The following is a 14,652-nucleotide window of genomic DNA, read 5'->3' as shown; positions in this document are numbered from 1 at the left end:
GCAGGAGTCCGCAAGCCGAATCCTACAAGGGGGCGTCGGTTTTGCGAGTGGCCATATGCTTCAAATAGCCCACCAGCAACTCCAGGTCGGCCTCTGGCAACACGCTGGCGGTAAACGCCGGCATCTTGGCTTGCGGCCAATGCCTCAGGCTCTGGGGATCACGGATGTAACGCTTGAGAAAGTCGCCGCCGAAATATTCGGTGGGGCTGTAGGGTAGATTCAGGTCCGGGCCTACCTGCGCGTCACCCGCGCCGTTTAGGCGATGGCAGGCCAGGCAGTTCTTCTGGAACAGGGCGAACCCCTGGTTGACCGGATCGTCCACCGCCAGCGCAGGGTCCGGCAGCAGCGCCGGGAAGCGTTCGGCAACGGTTTTCAACTGTTTGATCGTCGAGATCTGGAAGGGCCATTGTTCCGGGCTGATCCCGCTCGCCTGGGGTTGGGTCCACACCAGGTAGAACGGCCCGGCGCTGGGCTTGCCCTTGGCCAGCGGGGGCCATGGCTGGGCCGGATCCTCCACCGCCAGCCACGCCTGGGCGCCGCTTTGCGAAAGCAGCGGCGCGGCAGCCAGTTCGGCGGCGAAACCATCGAGCGCTACCGCCTGCACATGGTTCTGCGCCAACACGCCCGGCAAGAGTACGGCCAGCGGTACTGCGCGATAGGTCATGTTGCGCTTGTAGGAAACGTCATCAACGATCTGCACGGTTTGCGCTGCCGGGTGCTTGAGCAACTCGGCGGTTTGCCAGGTTGTGCGGCTGTGATCCAGCTCGATGGTCAACGACGCGGCGCTGGCGGGGTAGGCCAGGATCAGCATCAGCAGGACGATAATGTGTTTCAAGGCGAGTCCCATGTGGCAGTGGCGGTCTGGGCTCAGGATACCGGACATCGACGACGAAACCGTACGCAAAAAAGACAGCCCCGGCCACGGGAACGCTCTACGCGGTTTCCCGGGCGGTGCTGCCAAAGGCTGCAATGTCTAGGTGTGATCGGCCCGCTCAACCAATGATCTTGGTCAGGTTGGGCAAAATCAGAATCAGTGTGGTGGCGAAGAGAATGAGCCCCGCCTGGCGGACTTTCGATTGTTTGAACATGGCTGACTGCCTTTTGTTGTTATTCCTGAGCGTCAAATGCGCCGATGCAAGCACCATCATTGACTACGTTAGGCCTGCGAGATGGCATTTTTCTTACAGCTGCTCCAGCAAGACCCGGCAGCAGCGTCATACACTTCTTACTGATTCAACCTTAGAGCCCATGTCGGGCGTGGCTTAGATCGCTTTCATATCAACTTAGATTGAAATCCTTTTAAAAGCGCATGAGGCATATGGCCATCTTCGCGCCAGCCCCTTGGCTAGACAGCTAAAACGATTAACCTGGGGTTTTCGCGAGCCTCCTACCGTTCGTCTGAGCGTGCTCGTCAAGGCCAATGAGCGCATCGGTCATTGAATCTGCCCTGGCGGCGCTTAAGGTAAGGGCACGGTCGGCTCTCCCCTTGAGAGCTCCATTGCACAGTGGTTCGAGGACGTCATGACCCAAGCTTTGATCTTTGATGCGATACGTACGCCCCGGGGCAAAGGCAAGGCCGATGGCGCCTTGCACAGCGTCAAGCCGGTGAACCTGCTGGCCGGCTTGCTCAGCGCCCTGCAACAGCGCAGTGACCTGGACACGCGCCAGGTGGATGACATCGTGCTCGGTTGCGTCACGCCAGTCGGGGACCAGGGCGCGGATATCGCCAAGACCGCCGCGTTGGTAGCCGACTGGGACGTCAGCGTCGCCGGTGTGCAGGTCAACCGCTTCTGTGCGTCGGGCCTGGAGGCGGTCAACCTTGGGGCGATGAAGGTGCGTTCCGGCTTCGAGGACCTGGTGGTGGTCGGCGGTGTCGAGTCCATGTCCCGCGTGCCCATGGGCAGCGATGGCGGTGCCTGGGTGCTGGACCCGCAGACTAATATGCACAGCCACTTCACGCCCCAGGGGATTGGCGCCGACCTGATCGCCACCCTGGAAGGCTTCAGCCGCGAAGATGTCGACACCTTCGCCTTACACTCCCAGCAGAAAGCGGCGCGGGCCAGATCAGATGGTTCCTTCAACAAATCCCTGATCCCGGTGCAGGACCAGAACGGCATCGTACTGCTCGATCACGACGAATTTATCCGTGGCGACTCGACGCTCGAAGGGTTGGGCAAACTCAAGCCGAGCTTCGAAATGATGGGGCAGATGGGCTTCGATGCCACGGCCTTGCGGGTCTACAGCCATGTCGAGCGCATCCAGCATGTGCACACACCGGGTAACAGTTCCGGGATTGTCGATGGCGCGGCCTTGATGCTGATCGGCTCCGAGGCCCGGGGCCGTGAATTGGGCCTGCAAGCGCGTGCGCGTATCGTCGCCACCGCCGTCACCAGTACCGATCCGACCATCATGTTGACTGGCCCCGCGCCGGCCACCCGCAAGGCCCTGGCCAAGGCCGGCCTGCGGGTCGAGGACATCGACCTGTTCGAGGTCAACGAAGCCTTCGCCTCGGTGGTGCTCAAGTTCATCAAGGACATGGGCATCGACGCCGCCCGGGTCAATGTCAATGGTGGCTCGATTGCCATGGGCCACCCGCTGGGGGCCACGGGGTGCGCGATCCTCGGCACCTTGCTCGACGAGTTGGAGGTGCGCCAGCAGCGCTACGGCCTGGCCACGCTCTGTGTGGGCGGCGGCATGGGTATCGCCACCATTATCGAACGCCTCTGAGCCTAAGGAATCTGTCATGACCGACGCCATTCGTTACGAAAAAGGCCAGGACCAGATCGTGGTGCTGACCCTCGACATGCCCGGCCAGAGTGCCAACACCATGAACGCGGCCTACCGCGAGGCCATGGCCGCCACGGTCGCACGCCTGGATGCGGAAAAGGATGGGATTGCCGGGGTCATAATCACCTCGGCGAAAAAAACCTTCTTTGCCGGCGGTGACCTCAATGAGCTGATCAAAGTCGACAAGCCCCATGCCAAGGCGTTCTACGACATGGTCCTGGGCCTGAAGGCGCAGTTGCGCAGCCTGGAAACCCTCGGCAAGCCGGTGGTGGCCGCGATCAACGGCGCCGCCCTCGGCGGTGGCTGGGAGCTATGCCTGGCGTGCCAGCACCGCGTGGCGCTGGATCATCCAGCCGTGCAGATCGGCTTGCCGGAAGTCACCCTCGGCCTGTTGCCGGGCGGCGGCGGGGTGGTGCGCATGGTGCGCATGCTGGGTCTGGAGAAGGCCTTGCCGTACCTGCTGGAAGGCAAGAAGATCAGCGCGCAGAAGGCCCTGCAAGCCGGTTTGATCGACGAGTTGGCGGCGGATCACGATGAACTGCTGGCCAAATCCCGGGCCTGGATCCTGGCCAACCCGACGGCCAAACAGCCTTGGGATATCAAGGGTCACCAGATTCCAGGTGGCACACCGTCCAATCCAAAAGTCGCGCAAATGCTCGCCATTGCGCCGTCGATCCTGCGCAGCAAAACCAATGGCTGCTTCCCGGCGCCGGAGAAAATCCTCTGTGCGGCCGTGGAGGGCGCCCAGGTGGACTTCGACACCGCGCACCTGATCGAGACCCGCTACTTCACCGAGCTCACCACCGGCCAGGTGGCGAAGAATATGATCGGCACCTTCTGGTTCCAGCTCAACGAAATCAACGCCGGTGGCTCACGGCCTGCGGGGTTTGCGCCGTATGTCACGCGCAAGGTCGGCATCCTCGGCGCCGGCATGATGGGCGCGGGGATTGCCTACACCAGTGCATTGGCGGGAGTGGAAGTGGTGCTCAAGGACGTGACGCTGGCGGCGGCAGAGAAGGGCAAGGCCCACTCGGCGGCGCTGCTGGACAAGAAAGTCAGCCGTGGGCAACTGACGCCTGAGCAGCGGGAAAGCACCCTGGCGCGGATCCATCCTACAGACAGCGATGCCGACCTGGCCGGTTGCGACCTGATCATCGAGGCCGTATTCGAAGACCGTGACCTCAAGGCCAAGGTCTCGGCGGCGGCCCAGCGCGTGGTAGGCGCTGACGCGGTGATTGCTTCCAATACGTCCACCTTGCCCATCAGCGGCCTGGCGAATGCGGTGCCAAACCAAGGCAAGTTTATCGGCCTGCATTTCTTCAGCCCGGTGGAAAAAATGCCACTGGTGGAAATCATCAAAGGCGCCAATACCAGCGACGAAACCCTGGCTCGTGGTTTTGATTTCGTACTGCAAATCAAGAAAACCCCGATTGTGGTGAACGACAGTCGCGGCTTTTTCACCTCGCGGGTATTTGGCACCTTCACCAACGAAGGCATCACCCTGCTCGGCGAAGGCGTGGCTGCGCCGATGATCGAGACCGAAGCGCGCAAGGCCGGGATGCCGATTGGTCCGCTGGCGATTTCTGACGAAGTTTCCCTCAGCCTGATGAGCCATATCCGTCAGCAGACAGCCAAGGATCTGCACGCCGAAGGCAAGACGCTGCCCGAGCATCCGGCGTTTGCGGTGATCGACCTGTTGCTCAATGAGTACAAACGCCCGGGCAAGGCGGCGGGCGGTGGTTTCTACGAATACCCCAGCGGTGGCCAGAAATACCTGTGGCCAGAACTCAAGATGCGCTTCGAGAAGCCCGGCCAGCAGATTTCGGCACAGGATGTGCGCGACCGCCTGCTGTTTATCCAGGCCATCGAAACGGTGCGGTGTGTGGAGGAGGGCGTGTTGATGTCCACCGCCGATGCCAATATCGGTTCGATCTTCGGCATCGGCTTTGCGGCGTGGACCGGCGGGGCGCTGCAGTTTATCAACCAGTACGGTTTGAACGACTTCGTGGCGCGAGCGCGTTACCTGGCCGAGCAATACGGCGAACGGTTCACCCCGCCAGCCTTGTTGCTGGAAAAGGCCGCCCAGGGCACAACGTTCTAACCTCCTGACAGGCCATGGGTGGGGGCTTGCCTTGAAAGGGTATTTCAGGGCAGGCTGGCGGGTGTGCGTTATTCCCATCACCGTGTCAGGTATTTTTTATGTCGCTACGCGTCTGCATTCTGGAAACCGATATCCTGCGTCCGGAACTGGTCGATCAATATCAAGGTTACGGGCAGATGTTCCAGCGCCTGTTTTCGCAGCAGCCGATTGCCGCCGAATTCGTCGTCTACAACGTGATGCAAGGCCACTACCCGGCGGACAGCGAAGTGTTCGACGCGTACCTGGTCACGGGCAGCAAGGCGGATTCCTTCGCTACCGATCCGTGGATCGAAACCCTCAAGGCCTACCTGCTGAACCGTTACGAGCGGGGCGACAAGCTGCTCGGCATCTGTTTCGGCCATCAACTGCTGGCGCTGTTGCTGGGCGGCAAGAGCGAGCGGGCGAGCCAGGGCTGGGGCGTGGGCACGCACAACTATCAATTGGCCGCCAAGGCGCCGTGGATGAGCCCGGTGGTAGAAGAACTGACCCTATTGATCAGCCATCAGGACCAGGTCACCGCCTTGCCGGAAAACGCCACGGTGATCGCCTCCAGCGATTTCTGCCCGTTTGCCGCTTATCACATCAATGATCAGGTGCTGTGCTTCCAGGGGCATCCGGAGTTTATCCACGATTACTCCCGGGCCTTGCTCGACATTCGCCAGCTCAACCTTGGCGAACAGATCTACCAGCAGGGCGTCGCCAGCCTTGCTCATGACCACCACGGGGTAACCGTGGCGGAATGGATGATGCGTTTTGTAGCCCACAAGCCGCAGGTCGCCTGACCCCGGCCGGCCGGGGTGGGCAGGTTACAGCCACCCCGAGCGCTTGAAGCTGGCCCACAGGCCCGTACACCCCACCGCGATAAATCCCAGCACCGCAAAATAGCCGTAGTGCCATTGCAGTTCCGGCATGTTCTGGAAGTTCATCCCATAGATCCCGGCCACCGCCGTGGGGAAGGCGAGGATCGCCGCCCAGGCTGCAAACTTGCGCTGCACCACGCTCTGGCGCGAGGCTTCGAGCAGCACGCCGATCTCGATGGTCTGGCTGGCGATGTCGCGCAGGGTCGAAAGGTCTTCCATCTGCCGCGTGACGTGGATCTCTACATCGCGAAAGTATGGGCGCATGTTCTTGTCGATAAACGGGAAGCTCAGCTTTTGCAATTCCTCGCTGATTTCCACCATTGGCGCCACATGCCGGCGCAGCCGCAGTACGTCGCGGCGCAGGCCGTGCAGGTTCTGGATATCGCGCTCGTTCAGGGAGTTGCACAACACGTTGTGCTCCAGCGCATCGATCTCGGCATGAATCGCCTCACTCACGGGCTGGTAGTTTTCGGTGACAAAATCCAGCAGGGCATAGAGTACGAAATCTTCCCCGTGCTCCAGCAGTAGCGGCCGCGCCTCACAGCGCTGGCGTACATAGCCGTAGGACGCCGAGTGGCCGTTGCGCGCGGTGATGATATAGCCGTTGCCGGCAAAAATATGGGTCTCGATAAACTCCAGCTTGCCTTCATGGCGCACCGGCGAATAAGTCACGATAAACAGTGCGTCGCCAAAGGTTTCCAGCTTCGGCCGGCTGTGTTTTTCGAGGGCGTCTTCGATGGCCAGTTCATGCAGGTTGAACTGGCGTTGCAGGTTGGCCAGTTCCTGGGCGTCGGGCTCTTCCAGGCCGATCCATACAAAGTGATCAGGCTTGGCCGCCCAGGCGGCGCCTTCATCGAGGGTGATATCCCGGACTTTTTTACCGGCGCTATAGACGGCCGCCGCAACAACTCTACCCATAATGCTGATCGCTTCTTCACAAGTGGCAGTAACCGGCCAGCTTAGCCTGAAACGCCACATTGTAGGAGCCGGCTTGCCGTCAGGTTTTTTGCAGTGTTTTATCCATGGCTTCAATGCACTCGACCATTTGCGTCCGGCACTTCTCCATCAGCCCGGGCATGTCATCCATCGTCAATCCTGCTGTAGGAATCGGCGCCAATGACCGGATCAAGATATCGCCGCTGTTCCAGCGATTGAGCTTCATCTGCGTCACATAGGTACTGACGCACACCGGCACAATCGGCACTCCGGCGGCAATCGCCATTTGGAACGCGCCCTTCTTGAACGGCAGCAACGATTCACCCAGGTTGCGTGTGCCTTCCGGAAACACCCAGATCGAGGTTTCTTCGTGTTGCAGGGTATGGGTGGTGGTCAACATCGACCGCCGTGCCTTCTGCGCATTGCCCCGGTCAATCAACACATTGCCCGCCAGCCAGAACAGTTGCCCGAACAGTGGCACCCACTTCAGGCTTTTTTTGCCGATGCACACGGTGCGATAGGGCACCACATTGCCGAACACGAACAAATCATAGTTGGACTGGTGGTTGGCAATAATCACGCAACTGCTCGGCTTGTTGCGCAGCGAGTCCACTTGCGGCTTGACCCGCAGCCGCAGGATCCACATGGCCGGCAGAGCATACAGGCGTGCGCACAGGCGGCTGTTATCCGGGTTGAATGGCCGGCAGATCCCCAGCAGCACGCCCAGCACGCCGGCAATCAGAAAATGCAGGCCCATCAATAACATGCGTAAACAATAGAGCATCGACACGGACCATCGGGACAAAAGGTGGCGCAGTGTACGGACGTGCACTGTATTCGGCAATTACCCCTGTAGAGGTAGGAGATGGGCGATGTTTAAGTACATGTTTCAGCAGATGGAGACAGATGCCATCTAGAGCGGCTGCAAGGTGATTCAGAACGCGCTGTAAGAAAAAGCCCGACACAGGGTCGGGCTTTGTTTGATGCGGTCTCGGGAGACTCAGCCCAGATGTTCCTGGTCCTGAATGATCGCGTTATCCAGCAGATCCAGCAGGGCTTTACGCACCTTCAGCTTGGTTTGCTTGTGGGCGTTCATATTGATCTTCTTCAACTGCCGCGCCGCTTCCAGGGCCGCGGCTTGCAGCTCTTCGGGTGCCACCACCTTATCGAGGAAACCGGCGCTCAGGGCGTCTTGCGGGGTGAACATCTCGGCATTGATCACCGAACGATGAAACGCCGACTTACGCAGGCGATCGCGGGCCAGTTCAATCCCGGCATGGTGCATGGTCATGCCGATCATCACTTCATTCAGACCAATGCTAAAGGGCCCCTCGACACCAATCCGGTAATCGACCGACAGCAACAGGAACGCCCCCTTTGCCACCGCATGCCCAGGGCACGCGACAATCACCGGAAACGGGTGCGACAACAGGCGACGCGCCAGGGTCGAACCCGACGTCACCAGGCTGACCGCCTCTTTAGGGCCGGCCGTCATCACCTTCAAATCATAACCACCCGACAGAATCCCCGGCGTACCGGTGATAATCACCACCGCGCGATCCTTCTCGGCCTGGTCCAGCGCTTCATTAAACGCACTGACCACGGCAGGGGAAATGGCATTGACCTTACCGTTGCTCAAGGTCAGGGTCGCGATACCGTCTTCGAGGTGGTAGGCAATCAACTCACTCATGACGCGATTCCTTGTAATACGTTTAATAGAAGGGCAGGCCGCAGACGTTACCCAGCATGGCCGCCCCGGTAAAGCGCCATGACTGACTGGCCAGTCAGACTTTTCCCAACCTCCCGGCCCAGAGTAGGCTACGTCAGGGCTCGCCAGCCACCTTGGCCCCATACCGACACGCCTTGAGAATGGCACAATCGCCGCCCTCCACGCCGTGCCAGAGGGAGGCGGCATGGGATAACCGTCTAAGCGCATGAAAATTCTGAAAAAAACCTTTGCCATCGGAAAAGCTTTCGACTACATTAGCGCGCCTCGACAGACTGAATCAGTTTGACGAGATACGGTGAAGTGTCCGAGTGGCTTAAGGAGCACGCCTGGAAAGTGTGTATACAGGAAACTGTATCGAGAGTTCGAATCTCTCCTTCACCGCCACATTCTGTAAACACAAACCCCTGATTTTCCTAGAGAAAGTCGGGGGTTTGTGGTTTTTGGCGTCTGAAAAAAGCTCATATGGGAACAGGTATGGGAACAAATTCGATATTCGCTTGATGTACGATAGAGTGGTGTCTATATGGTGGCTCTGTCGAACTGGCGTGCAAAAGGAACGCATTAGCGTTGATGTGTTATCGACTGGGGTGGGTATTGGTAGTCGACCAGGCCTAACCCTAGAGTGAGCTGCTGCTATGGGCGTTTGAATTTTGGCCTTATGTGGCTTCTTAAACGTTCAAATGTGGTATCCAAAGGCAGTGGTAGGGGCACTAATTTTTAGCGTGAATTAAATGTCTCTACTAAAACAAGGATGATTCGGTTGTGAAAGTTCTGGATGATATTTTAGCTTCTTTGTCTGGCGTTGCTAAAACTAGGGTTAGTGATCCGTTTATTGGAACATTTACCATTTCATGGATTATATGTAACTGGAATCATATAGCTCTTCTTTTGTGGGGCGGTGGAACGGTATCCGACAGGGTGAATGAATTTCAAAAATATCTCTCTCTGACTGGTCTTTTTGGTTTTAATTCAGTGTTTGTTATTCCGTTAATGCTCGCATTATTTTACCTGTTTGCTTTTCCTTGGTTGTCTTTGGTTTTTAAGTATATATTAAAAAATGTTAATGATCGGCTGCATAAGCAGGCGGTTGATGTAGAGCTTGATAATATACGGCAGCAAGAAGAGTTGAATAAAGCTAGGTTGCGCTCTAACCCCGAAAAACAGTTTTTAGAGCAGACTGTTCAATGGGATATTGACCGTAAGGTTGAGGTGCTAGGGCATATAAAGTTGCGTACCGAACGTTTGCAAGCGAAACTTGACGAGCAGGAGAGGAAAAAAGTTGAAGCGGAGGCGAATACCGCTGAGGCGAAAAGCAGGGCTGCTATTGCTGAACTCGAAGAAGATAGTAAGAAAAAGCAAGCAGAACTGGATAAGCAGAAATTTAATGTAACTAGTGCTAAGTTAAGAGCGACGCTAGCTTCGCATCGTTTTCCTTCGGTCTATGTTTTTATGTCTAAATTAGATGATAGCCTGAAGTCGGATGATATAACCCTCTCGCTGATGTCTATTGGTGAGGTGGTGGCGGCGATTTTTGGTTATAAAGATTTTCAGTCTGTATTGGATGATGATGGTTTTAATAATGACGCTTTTTCCAATGTTGAGTATATTTATTATGATTCGGATGATTTGGCAGGAAAGTTAGAGAATATAGTGTTTGTAGAAGGTTTTCGCAGTGTTAACCTAACTTCGGATTTGTTGTTTGATCACGTTTTGATGATGTTTGATGATTTCCCTTTTGAATTGGTTGATTTGGATGCTTTAGAAGAGAGGGCTATAGGGTTTTTTGAAGAGAATAAGTATTCTCTGTTTAATTTTGATAGTGTTGCGATCGCGATAGCGGAGTCGGATTCAATCTTTGATGAGGTGGAGTTTGAAGCTGTAAATATATCAGTCTTTGAGCTGGGGTTTACTACCAAGTTCCAAGCCTACGCGAAGGGGGCTCATAGGAAGTACAGCGTTGCGCCTATGCGAACAATGAATATATCAGTCGAGATTAGGAGTCGGCTTAAAGTTGGAAAGAGATCTTTAGGCGGTTTTGAGTTTGTTGACGTATATGCAGAGCTGGATGATGTTTTTGAGCCTGAGGACGCAGAGGGTGAATAAATTTTTTATTAGGGGAGAAAAGCACTGCCGAAATTATACTCGAGGTGGTTTTTTAATGATTTGTATAGTAGGTATTAAGCAGTTTTAAATATTTAAAGCGATTTGCAACATACCTATCACATCCGGGCCATCCTCGTTGATCCACATGCCGTAGTGCTGCCGGATCATGTTCGCGCTGGTATGACCCATCTGCTCGGCGATCCAGTCAACCGATGCCACGCCGGTGGTCAGCAACTGGCTGGCGTAGGTGTGGCGGCACTGGCCTGGGCCGCGGTAGCGAACGCCGGCCGTTTTCAAGTGCGCTTTGAAGAACCTGTCCCTCACGACGAAGTCACTGACGTGCGGCAGGCCGCTTTTGGTGTTGAGGAATACAAAGTGCAGCTTGTGCTTACGGACGGTCTTGTTGTCCCGCTCGACGACGTTGACCGTGTCCACAGTTTTGAGCTGGTTGATGGCGTCTAGTTTGCGCAGGGCATCCCACGCGGGCTCCAGCAGTTGTACCTTACGCGTCGAGCGCCGGGTTTTGGTCACGCGGTAGGCCCCGCGCACCTTGGAACGTCGGAAAGTCACTGTCCCCTGTTTCAGGTCGACGTCCTCCCAGGCCAACGCAATGGTCTCCGACATCCGGGGGCCCGCCCAGATCATGAACTGCACCATCAGCAGCTCCTGGGTACGACTGGTGTGTGTTTCGAGGATCTGCTTGATTTCCGCCCTGGTGAACGGGTCCGGTGCCTCTGGATCGGGCAGGCGGACGAATAATCCCTCGGTTGGGTCGTGTGCGACCTTCTTCCTGGTGCGGTACAGCCGGAACACCTGGCGTACGTTGCTGATGATGTCGCGGATCGTCTTGTTCTTCAGGCGCTTCGACAGCGGTCCTTGAATCCACTCTTGCAGGTCCAGGTGGTCAATCTGATCGATCTGAATGTCACCCCAGCGCGGCCGCACATGCACCTCGGCTTTGTTCTTGTACCCACGGAAAGAGGTCGCCGCCACGCTGTTGCTCTTGATGGTCAGCCACAGGTCCAGGTAATGCCCGAAACTGTTCTCGGCCAATTTGCTCGACTCTGGAAAATGCCGGCGGTAATCGAAGGTGCCGGCCTGAATTTCGTACTCGATCACCGTGACCAGGCGCTTTGCGTGCTCCCGGTTGGCCGGAGTGTTGCCGCCGGGCACCAGCTCCCGGCACAGCTCGCCATTGAAACGAAAATAGACCCGTACCGAATTGCCACGGGCCTCTACGCCATCTGCCATATGCGTCCCCACGCGAAGTATCGAAAGATTCTGCCAACAGGAAGAAAAAAGGCCCGTTGCCGGGCCTGATGTATTGCGGTTTTAGTGTTGCCGATCACTGCTGGCGAAGTAACCAGAACAGGCCAGCACTTTTTCTAGGTGCCGGTGTGGCCCCTGCTTGAGCCTCCTCGGCACGCCGCTTGGCGTTGAGGGCCTGGCGCGTTTTGCTGCATTTCTGGTGGTTGCCGTGGGCACGCGATCTGCCGCATTGGTCGCAGACGCCAGTCAAGTCGAGGTTCCAGGGGAAGGATTTACCGTTGTTCATAGAGCGACCTCCCGCTCTGCCACGCTCAGGGCAATCGCGACTGGTTGTACCCAAATTGGCATGCTGTTGAGCATGAAAGTTTCGCCGGCTTGGGCCAGCAGCAAGGTGGTGCCCATCACATGGGCGATTGCTTCGGCGGCTGCCGGTGGAACTGCGTTCCCGATCCGCTCTCGCCATGCCTGATCACTCAGGCCGTCCAGCTCAAACCATTCCTCTGGCTCAACCAGACTTTGCAGCGCGGCTAGCTCCAGCGTGGTGAACGGCCTGTGCCAGGTGCCGTCGAGGCTTTCGATAACGCAGGTCAGCCGCTCGTTGGCTTCTGGCATGCGGGGATCTGCAACAGACCAGCGCCCATTGTCCTGGCGGGCGCTGGCTGAAACCGCGCCGCACTGGTCGCTCCAACCTACAACGCCGTAATGGCCGCCAGTTAGGTAGGCATCGCCTTTGGTGCGTTTCATGCCGGGGCGTGGATCCTGAACGGCGAAAGCGCCCTGGCCTGTGGTGCTGCCGGAAATTACGGTGCGTGAGGTGCCATCCCACTGAGCCACGTTGTATTTTGCGTGTCCGATACCAGGGTCACGTGGGTCAGCAACGCTGAACGTCCCTTGCCCGGGTGACTTGACGCCGATTACCGCGCCACTGGTTTCGTCCCAGCGCCGGACACCGTACTGCTGGTATTGCAGTGCGCCGGCTCTGGCCCGTGGATCAGCTACCGAAAACTTGCCGTTGGTTGGGCCGCTGCGTGCGGCGACGGTACCGGCGGTTTCGTTCCAGTCATGCACGCCCAGGAAACCGTCACGGAACTGGGGAACAATGACCAGATCGCGTAGGTAGCCGTCCTCGATCGCTAAATCGTTCAGGCAGCGCCAGTCCTTACCAGCTTCGACCAGGGCGAGGCGAACCCACGTTTTCCATTGCAGCGCCGGAACCCGGTGCATTGGGCCCGCGGCGGCAACATCGCCAGCCATTGGCATGCGGTCCAGGATCGAACCCACAGACTTGAGCGTCTTTTTCTGTGGCTCGTACAGGAAGGGCGGCACCTTCTCGATGTGCCTGGCAACGAGCAAGAAACGCTTGCGGCTCTGGGCCAGGCCGCCGATTACGCCGCAGTCGTGAGTGGTTTCTGCAACTGCATAACCGTAGTGGTTCAGCAGCTTGTTGATTTGGTCCAGCAGGTGCCGGCCACGGGTGGCCAAAGACGAATTCAACTCGATCAAAAATCAGACCCGTGACGACGTGCTTGCAAGCTTGCGCATTCCTCCGCAACTGATGGGCATCGTGCCGCAAAACGCGGGTGGGTTTGGATCGATCAGGGAGGCGGCGCAGATCTAAGCGGCCAATGAGCTGGAGCCGATTCAGGCTCGTATGTCGCAAGTGAATGAATGGCTCGGGGAGGAGGTTGTTCGCTTCAACCCCTATGCAGTTCCTGCAGGGGCTTAAACCCCTTGCGCAGCAAACGAGGAGTCAAACCTACGCGTCAACTGCGGCCCGTCCTTAGCCGTCAAAAAACTGGTTTTGACGGTCGCCTTAGCAGTAAATGCAAACGTATATCAATACCGTTCATCTGGAAAAATATGCACCAGTGCATATTTTTCTTGATGTTTTTAACTGTGTTTATGTACAGTGTTTGTGTGCCTTGCTTTCTCCCTCTTAAACATCACTGATGCTGAGAACTGTCAGGTAAGGAAACCCGGAAATTCTGGTTTAAACATTTGACCAGGTTTACTTTAGTTAAGTTGAAAAGGAAATCGATATGACAGAAAAGAACATTCTTGTAAAAGTGCCTATTACTCCGCCTACGTCCGGTGGAACCGGTGGATTTACTTCTGGGGGGCCATTAGAAATCGGGCCTACTATTATCACCGCAGGGAAAATTCCAAAGTTTTCAATGTATGGAATGGGTGGGGGTTATGATAGTGATAATTCCCTTCGTGCCCACAATGAAAAATGGACACAGCTATTGGGATTTGATCCTGAAAATCGCCCTGGAGGTGCGCGTTGGGTTGGCATGGTAAGGGGGCCGCTTGGTGCGCAAGAGTCTAAAATCAAGCAGCAGTATGAAGCGGTGCTAAAAAATCAGGAAACTTTGCTAAAGGAAGAGATTGAAGAATTAAAGGCAAGCAATCCAGATTCCGGTAATACGCCAGTTGAGAAACTTACGCATGAGCTGTCTTTGCACAATGCTCTGATCGCACAAAAGAGTGCCGATCTCCAAGAGCAGATTAAAGCAAGCGAAGTATTTTATGGTAGCAACCCTATTGGTAAGACACCTATTGATTTTGCCAAAGGTATGTCTCGTCTCCGTAGGCAAGGAGTGACCGCTGACGACGATATAATTTATGAGCGGCATAAGTCGCTGACAGCGGCTTACGAGGCAAAGCTGCTTGAAACTGCTATTGCAGCGTTAACTGCTAAGGATGCTCCGATCAACTTGCCGCGCAGCGATGGCAGGCCGTAATTCACCAGGCAATCAGCGCTATTCCCTGAAAACGGCCTAATACAGTGTGCAGCGGAGCGTTTTCCGCCCGGTTCTCCGTGTTAA

Annotated in this window: 11 protein-coding genes, 1 tRNA gene and 2 pseudogenes; 7 read left to right on the top strand and 7 right to left on the bottom strand. The window is 56.5% G+C overall.

Features of this window, described 5'->3' with window-relative positions; translation table 11 throughout:
- Nucleotides 1-22 precede the first annotated feature (22 nt).
- Nucleotides 23-835, bottom strand: coding sequence for a c-type cytochrome (locus AC19YY_RS24845; protein WP_500605034.1), 813 nt, complete (start codon nt 833-835; stop codon nt 23-25).
- 686 nt (nt 836-1,521) lie between these two features.
- On the opposite strand from AC19YY_RS24845, the gene AC19YY_RS24840 reads away from it, so the two are divergent.
- The 3 genes from AC19YY_RS24840 to AC19YY_RS24830 all read left to right on the top strand — a co-directional run bounded on the left by AC19YY_RS24840 (nt 1,522) and on the right by AC19YY_RS24830 (nt 5,709).
- Nucleotides 1,522-2,727: an acetyl-CoA C-acetyltransferase gene (locus AC19YY_RS24840; protein ID WP_169956990.1), complete on the top strand. Its 1,206-nt coding sequence runs from the start codon at nt 1,522-1,524 to the stop codon at nt 2,725-2,727.
- Between the two features lie 16 nt (nt 2,728-2,743).
- Complete coding sequence (locus tag AC19YY_RS24835) at nt 2,744-4,888, top strand: 3-hydroxyacyl-CoA dehydrogenase NAD-binding domain-containing protein (protein WP_500605033.1); 2,145 nt, start codon at nt 2,744-2,746, stop codon at nt 4,886-4,888.
- Nucleotides 4,889-4,986: 98 nt separating this feature from the next.
- The gene (locus AC19YY_RS24830) at nt 4,987-5,709 is read left to right on the top strand and encodes an amidotransferase (protein ID WP_169956992.1); all 723 of its coding nucleotides are present in this window, start codon (nt 4,987-4,989) and stop codon (nt 5,707-5,709) included.
- 24 nt (nt 5,710-5,733) lie between these two features.
- Here AC19YY_RS24830 and AC19YY_RS24825 read toward each other — a convergent pair whose 3' ends face one another.
- From AC19YY_RS24825 to AC19YY_RS24815, 3 genes are all read right to left on the bottom strand, one after another.
- Entirely contained in the window at nt 5,734-6,705 is a 972-nt protein-coding gene (locus tag AC19YY_RS24825; RefSeq protein WP_169956993.1) for a magnesium and cobalt transport protein CorA, read from the bottom strand.
- A 79-nt stretch (nt 6,706-6,784) separates the two neighbouring features.
- Nucleotides 6,785-7,507, bottom strand: coding sequence for a 1-acylglycerol-3-phosphate O-acyltransferase (locus AC19YY_RS24820; protein WP_500605032.1), 723 nt, complete (start codon nt 7,505-7,507; stop codon nt 6,785-6,787).
- 216 nt (nt 7,508-7,723) lie between these two features.
- A complete protein-coding gene (locus tag AC19YY_RS24815; protein WP_169956995.1) occupies nt 7,724-8,413 on the bottom strand; it encodes a crotonase/enoyl-CoA hydratase family protein in 690 nt (229 codons plus the stop codon).
- A 333-nt stretch (nt 8,414-8,746) separates the two neighbouring features.
- On the opposite strand from AC19YY_RS24815, the gene AC19YY_RS24810 reads away from it, so the two are divergent.
- Together AC19YY_RS24810 and AC19YY_RS24805 are read left to right on the top strand one after the other, a co-directional pair.
- Nucleotides 8,747-8,836 (top strand) — tRNA-Ser (locus AC19YY_RS24810).
- Between the two features lie 378 nt (nt 8,837-9,214).
- Nucleotides 9,215-10,555 carry a hypothetical protein gene (locus tag AC19YY_RS24805; RefSeq protein WP_500605031.1) on the top strand — a complete coding sequence of 447 codons (1,341 nt, stop codon included), beginning with the start codon at nt 9,215-9,217 and terminating at the stop codon, nt 10,553-10,555.
- An 84-nt stretch (nt 10,556-10,639) separates the two neighbouring features.
- On the opposite strand, the gene AC19YY_RS24800 is transcribed toward AC19YY_RS24805, so the two are convergent.
- The 3 genes and pseudogenes from AC19YY_RS24800 to AC19YY_RS24790 all read right to left on the bottom strand — a co-directional run.
- Nucleotides 10,640-11,806 carry an Arm DNA-binding domain-containing protein gene (locus AC19YY_RS24800; RefSeq protein ID WP_500605030.1) on the bottom strand — a complete coding sequence of 389 codons (1,167 nt, stop codon included), beginning with the start codon at nt 11,804-11,806 and terminating at the stop codon, nt 10,640-10,642.
- A 94-nt stretch (nt 11,807-11,900) separates the two neighbouring features.
- Complete coding sequence (locus tag AC19YY_RS24795; protein ID WP_500605029.1) at nt 11,901-12,110, bottom strand: hypothetical protein; 210 nt, start codon at nt 12,108-12,110, stop codon at nt 11,901-11,903.
- A pseudogene (locus tag AC19YY_RS24790) lies at nt 12,107-13,306 on the bottom strand (DNA cytosine methyltransferase); the annotation flags it as partial. The gene AC19YY_RS24795 and the pseudogene AC19YY_RS24790, both read right to left, overlap by 4 nt.
- Between AC19YY_RS24790 and AC19YY_RS24785 the strand changes: the two are divergent.
- Nucleotides 13,302-13,550, top strand: a pseudogene (locus AC19YY_RS24785) (phage portal protein); the annotation flags it as partial. The pseudogenes AC19YY_RS24790 and AC19YY_RS24785 sit on opposite strands and share 5 nt — an antisense overlap.
- A 313-nt stretch (nt 13,551-13,863) precedes the next feature.
- Nucleotides 13,864-14,568 carry a hypothetical protein gene (locus AC19YY_RS24780; RefSeq protein ID WP_500605028.1) on the top strand — a complete coding sequence of 235 codons (705 nt, stop codon included), beginning with the start codon at nt 13,864-13,866 and terminating at the stop codon, nt 14,566-14,568.
- The last annotated feature ends 84 nt before the right edge of the window (nt 14,569-14,652 follow it).

Source organism: Pseudomonas sp. MF09156, from assembly GCF_059862305.1.
The sequence above is the reverse complement of the archived record's forward strand: the minus strand, read 5'-3'. Positions and strand labels throughout refer to the sequence as shown.

Bases quoted from the DNA above. Each gene is read 5' to 3' on its own strand.
- AC19YY_RS24840 (WP_169956990.1), top strand. From the start codon at position 1,522: ATGACCCAAGCTTTGATCTTTGATGCGATACGTACGCCCCGGGGCAAA.
- AC19YY_RS24835 (WP_500605033.1), top strand. From the start codon at position 2,744: ATGACCGACGCCATTCGTTACGAAAAAGGCCAGGACCAGATCGTGGTG.
- AC19YY_RS24830 (WP_169956992.1), top strand. From the start codon at position 4,987: ATGTCGCTACGCGTCTGCATTCTGGAAACCGATATCCTGCGTCCGGAA.
- AC19YY_RS24825 (WP_169956993.1), bottom strand. From the start codon at position 6,705: ATGGGTAGAGTTGTTGCGGCGGCCGTCTATAGCGCCGGTAAAAAAGTC.
- AC19YY_RS24820 (WP_500605032.1), bottom strand. From the start codon at position 7,507: ATGCTCTATTGTTTACGCATGTTATTGATGGGCCTGCATTTTCTGATT.
- AC19YY_RS24815 (WP_169956995.1), bottom strand. From the start codon at position 8,413: ATGAGTGAGTTGATTGCCTACCACCTCGAAGACGGTATCGCGACCCTG.
- AC19YY_RS24800 (WP_500605030.1), bottom strand. From the start codon at position 11,806: ATGGCAGATGGCGTAGAGGCCCGTGGCAATTCGGTACGGGTCTATTTT.
- AC19YY_RS24795 (WP_500605029.1), bottom strand. From the start codon at position 12,110: ATGAACAACGGTAAATCCTTCCCCTGGAACCTCGACTTGACTGGCGTC.
- AC19YY_RS24780 (WP_500605028.1), top strand. From the start codon at position 13,864: ATGACAGAAAAGAACATTCTTGTAAAAGTGCCTATTACTCCGCCTACG.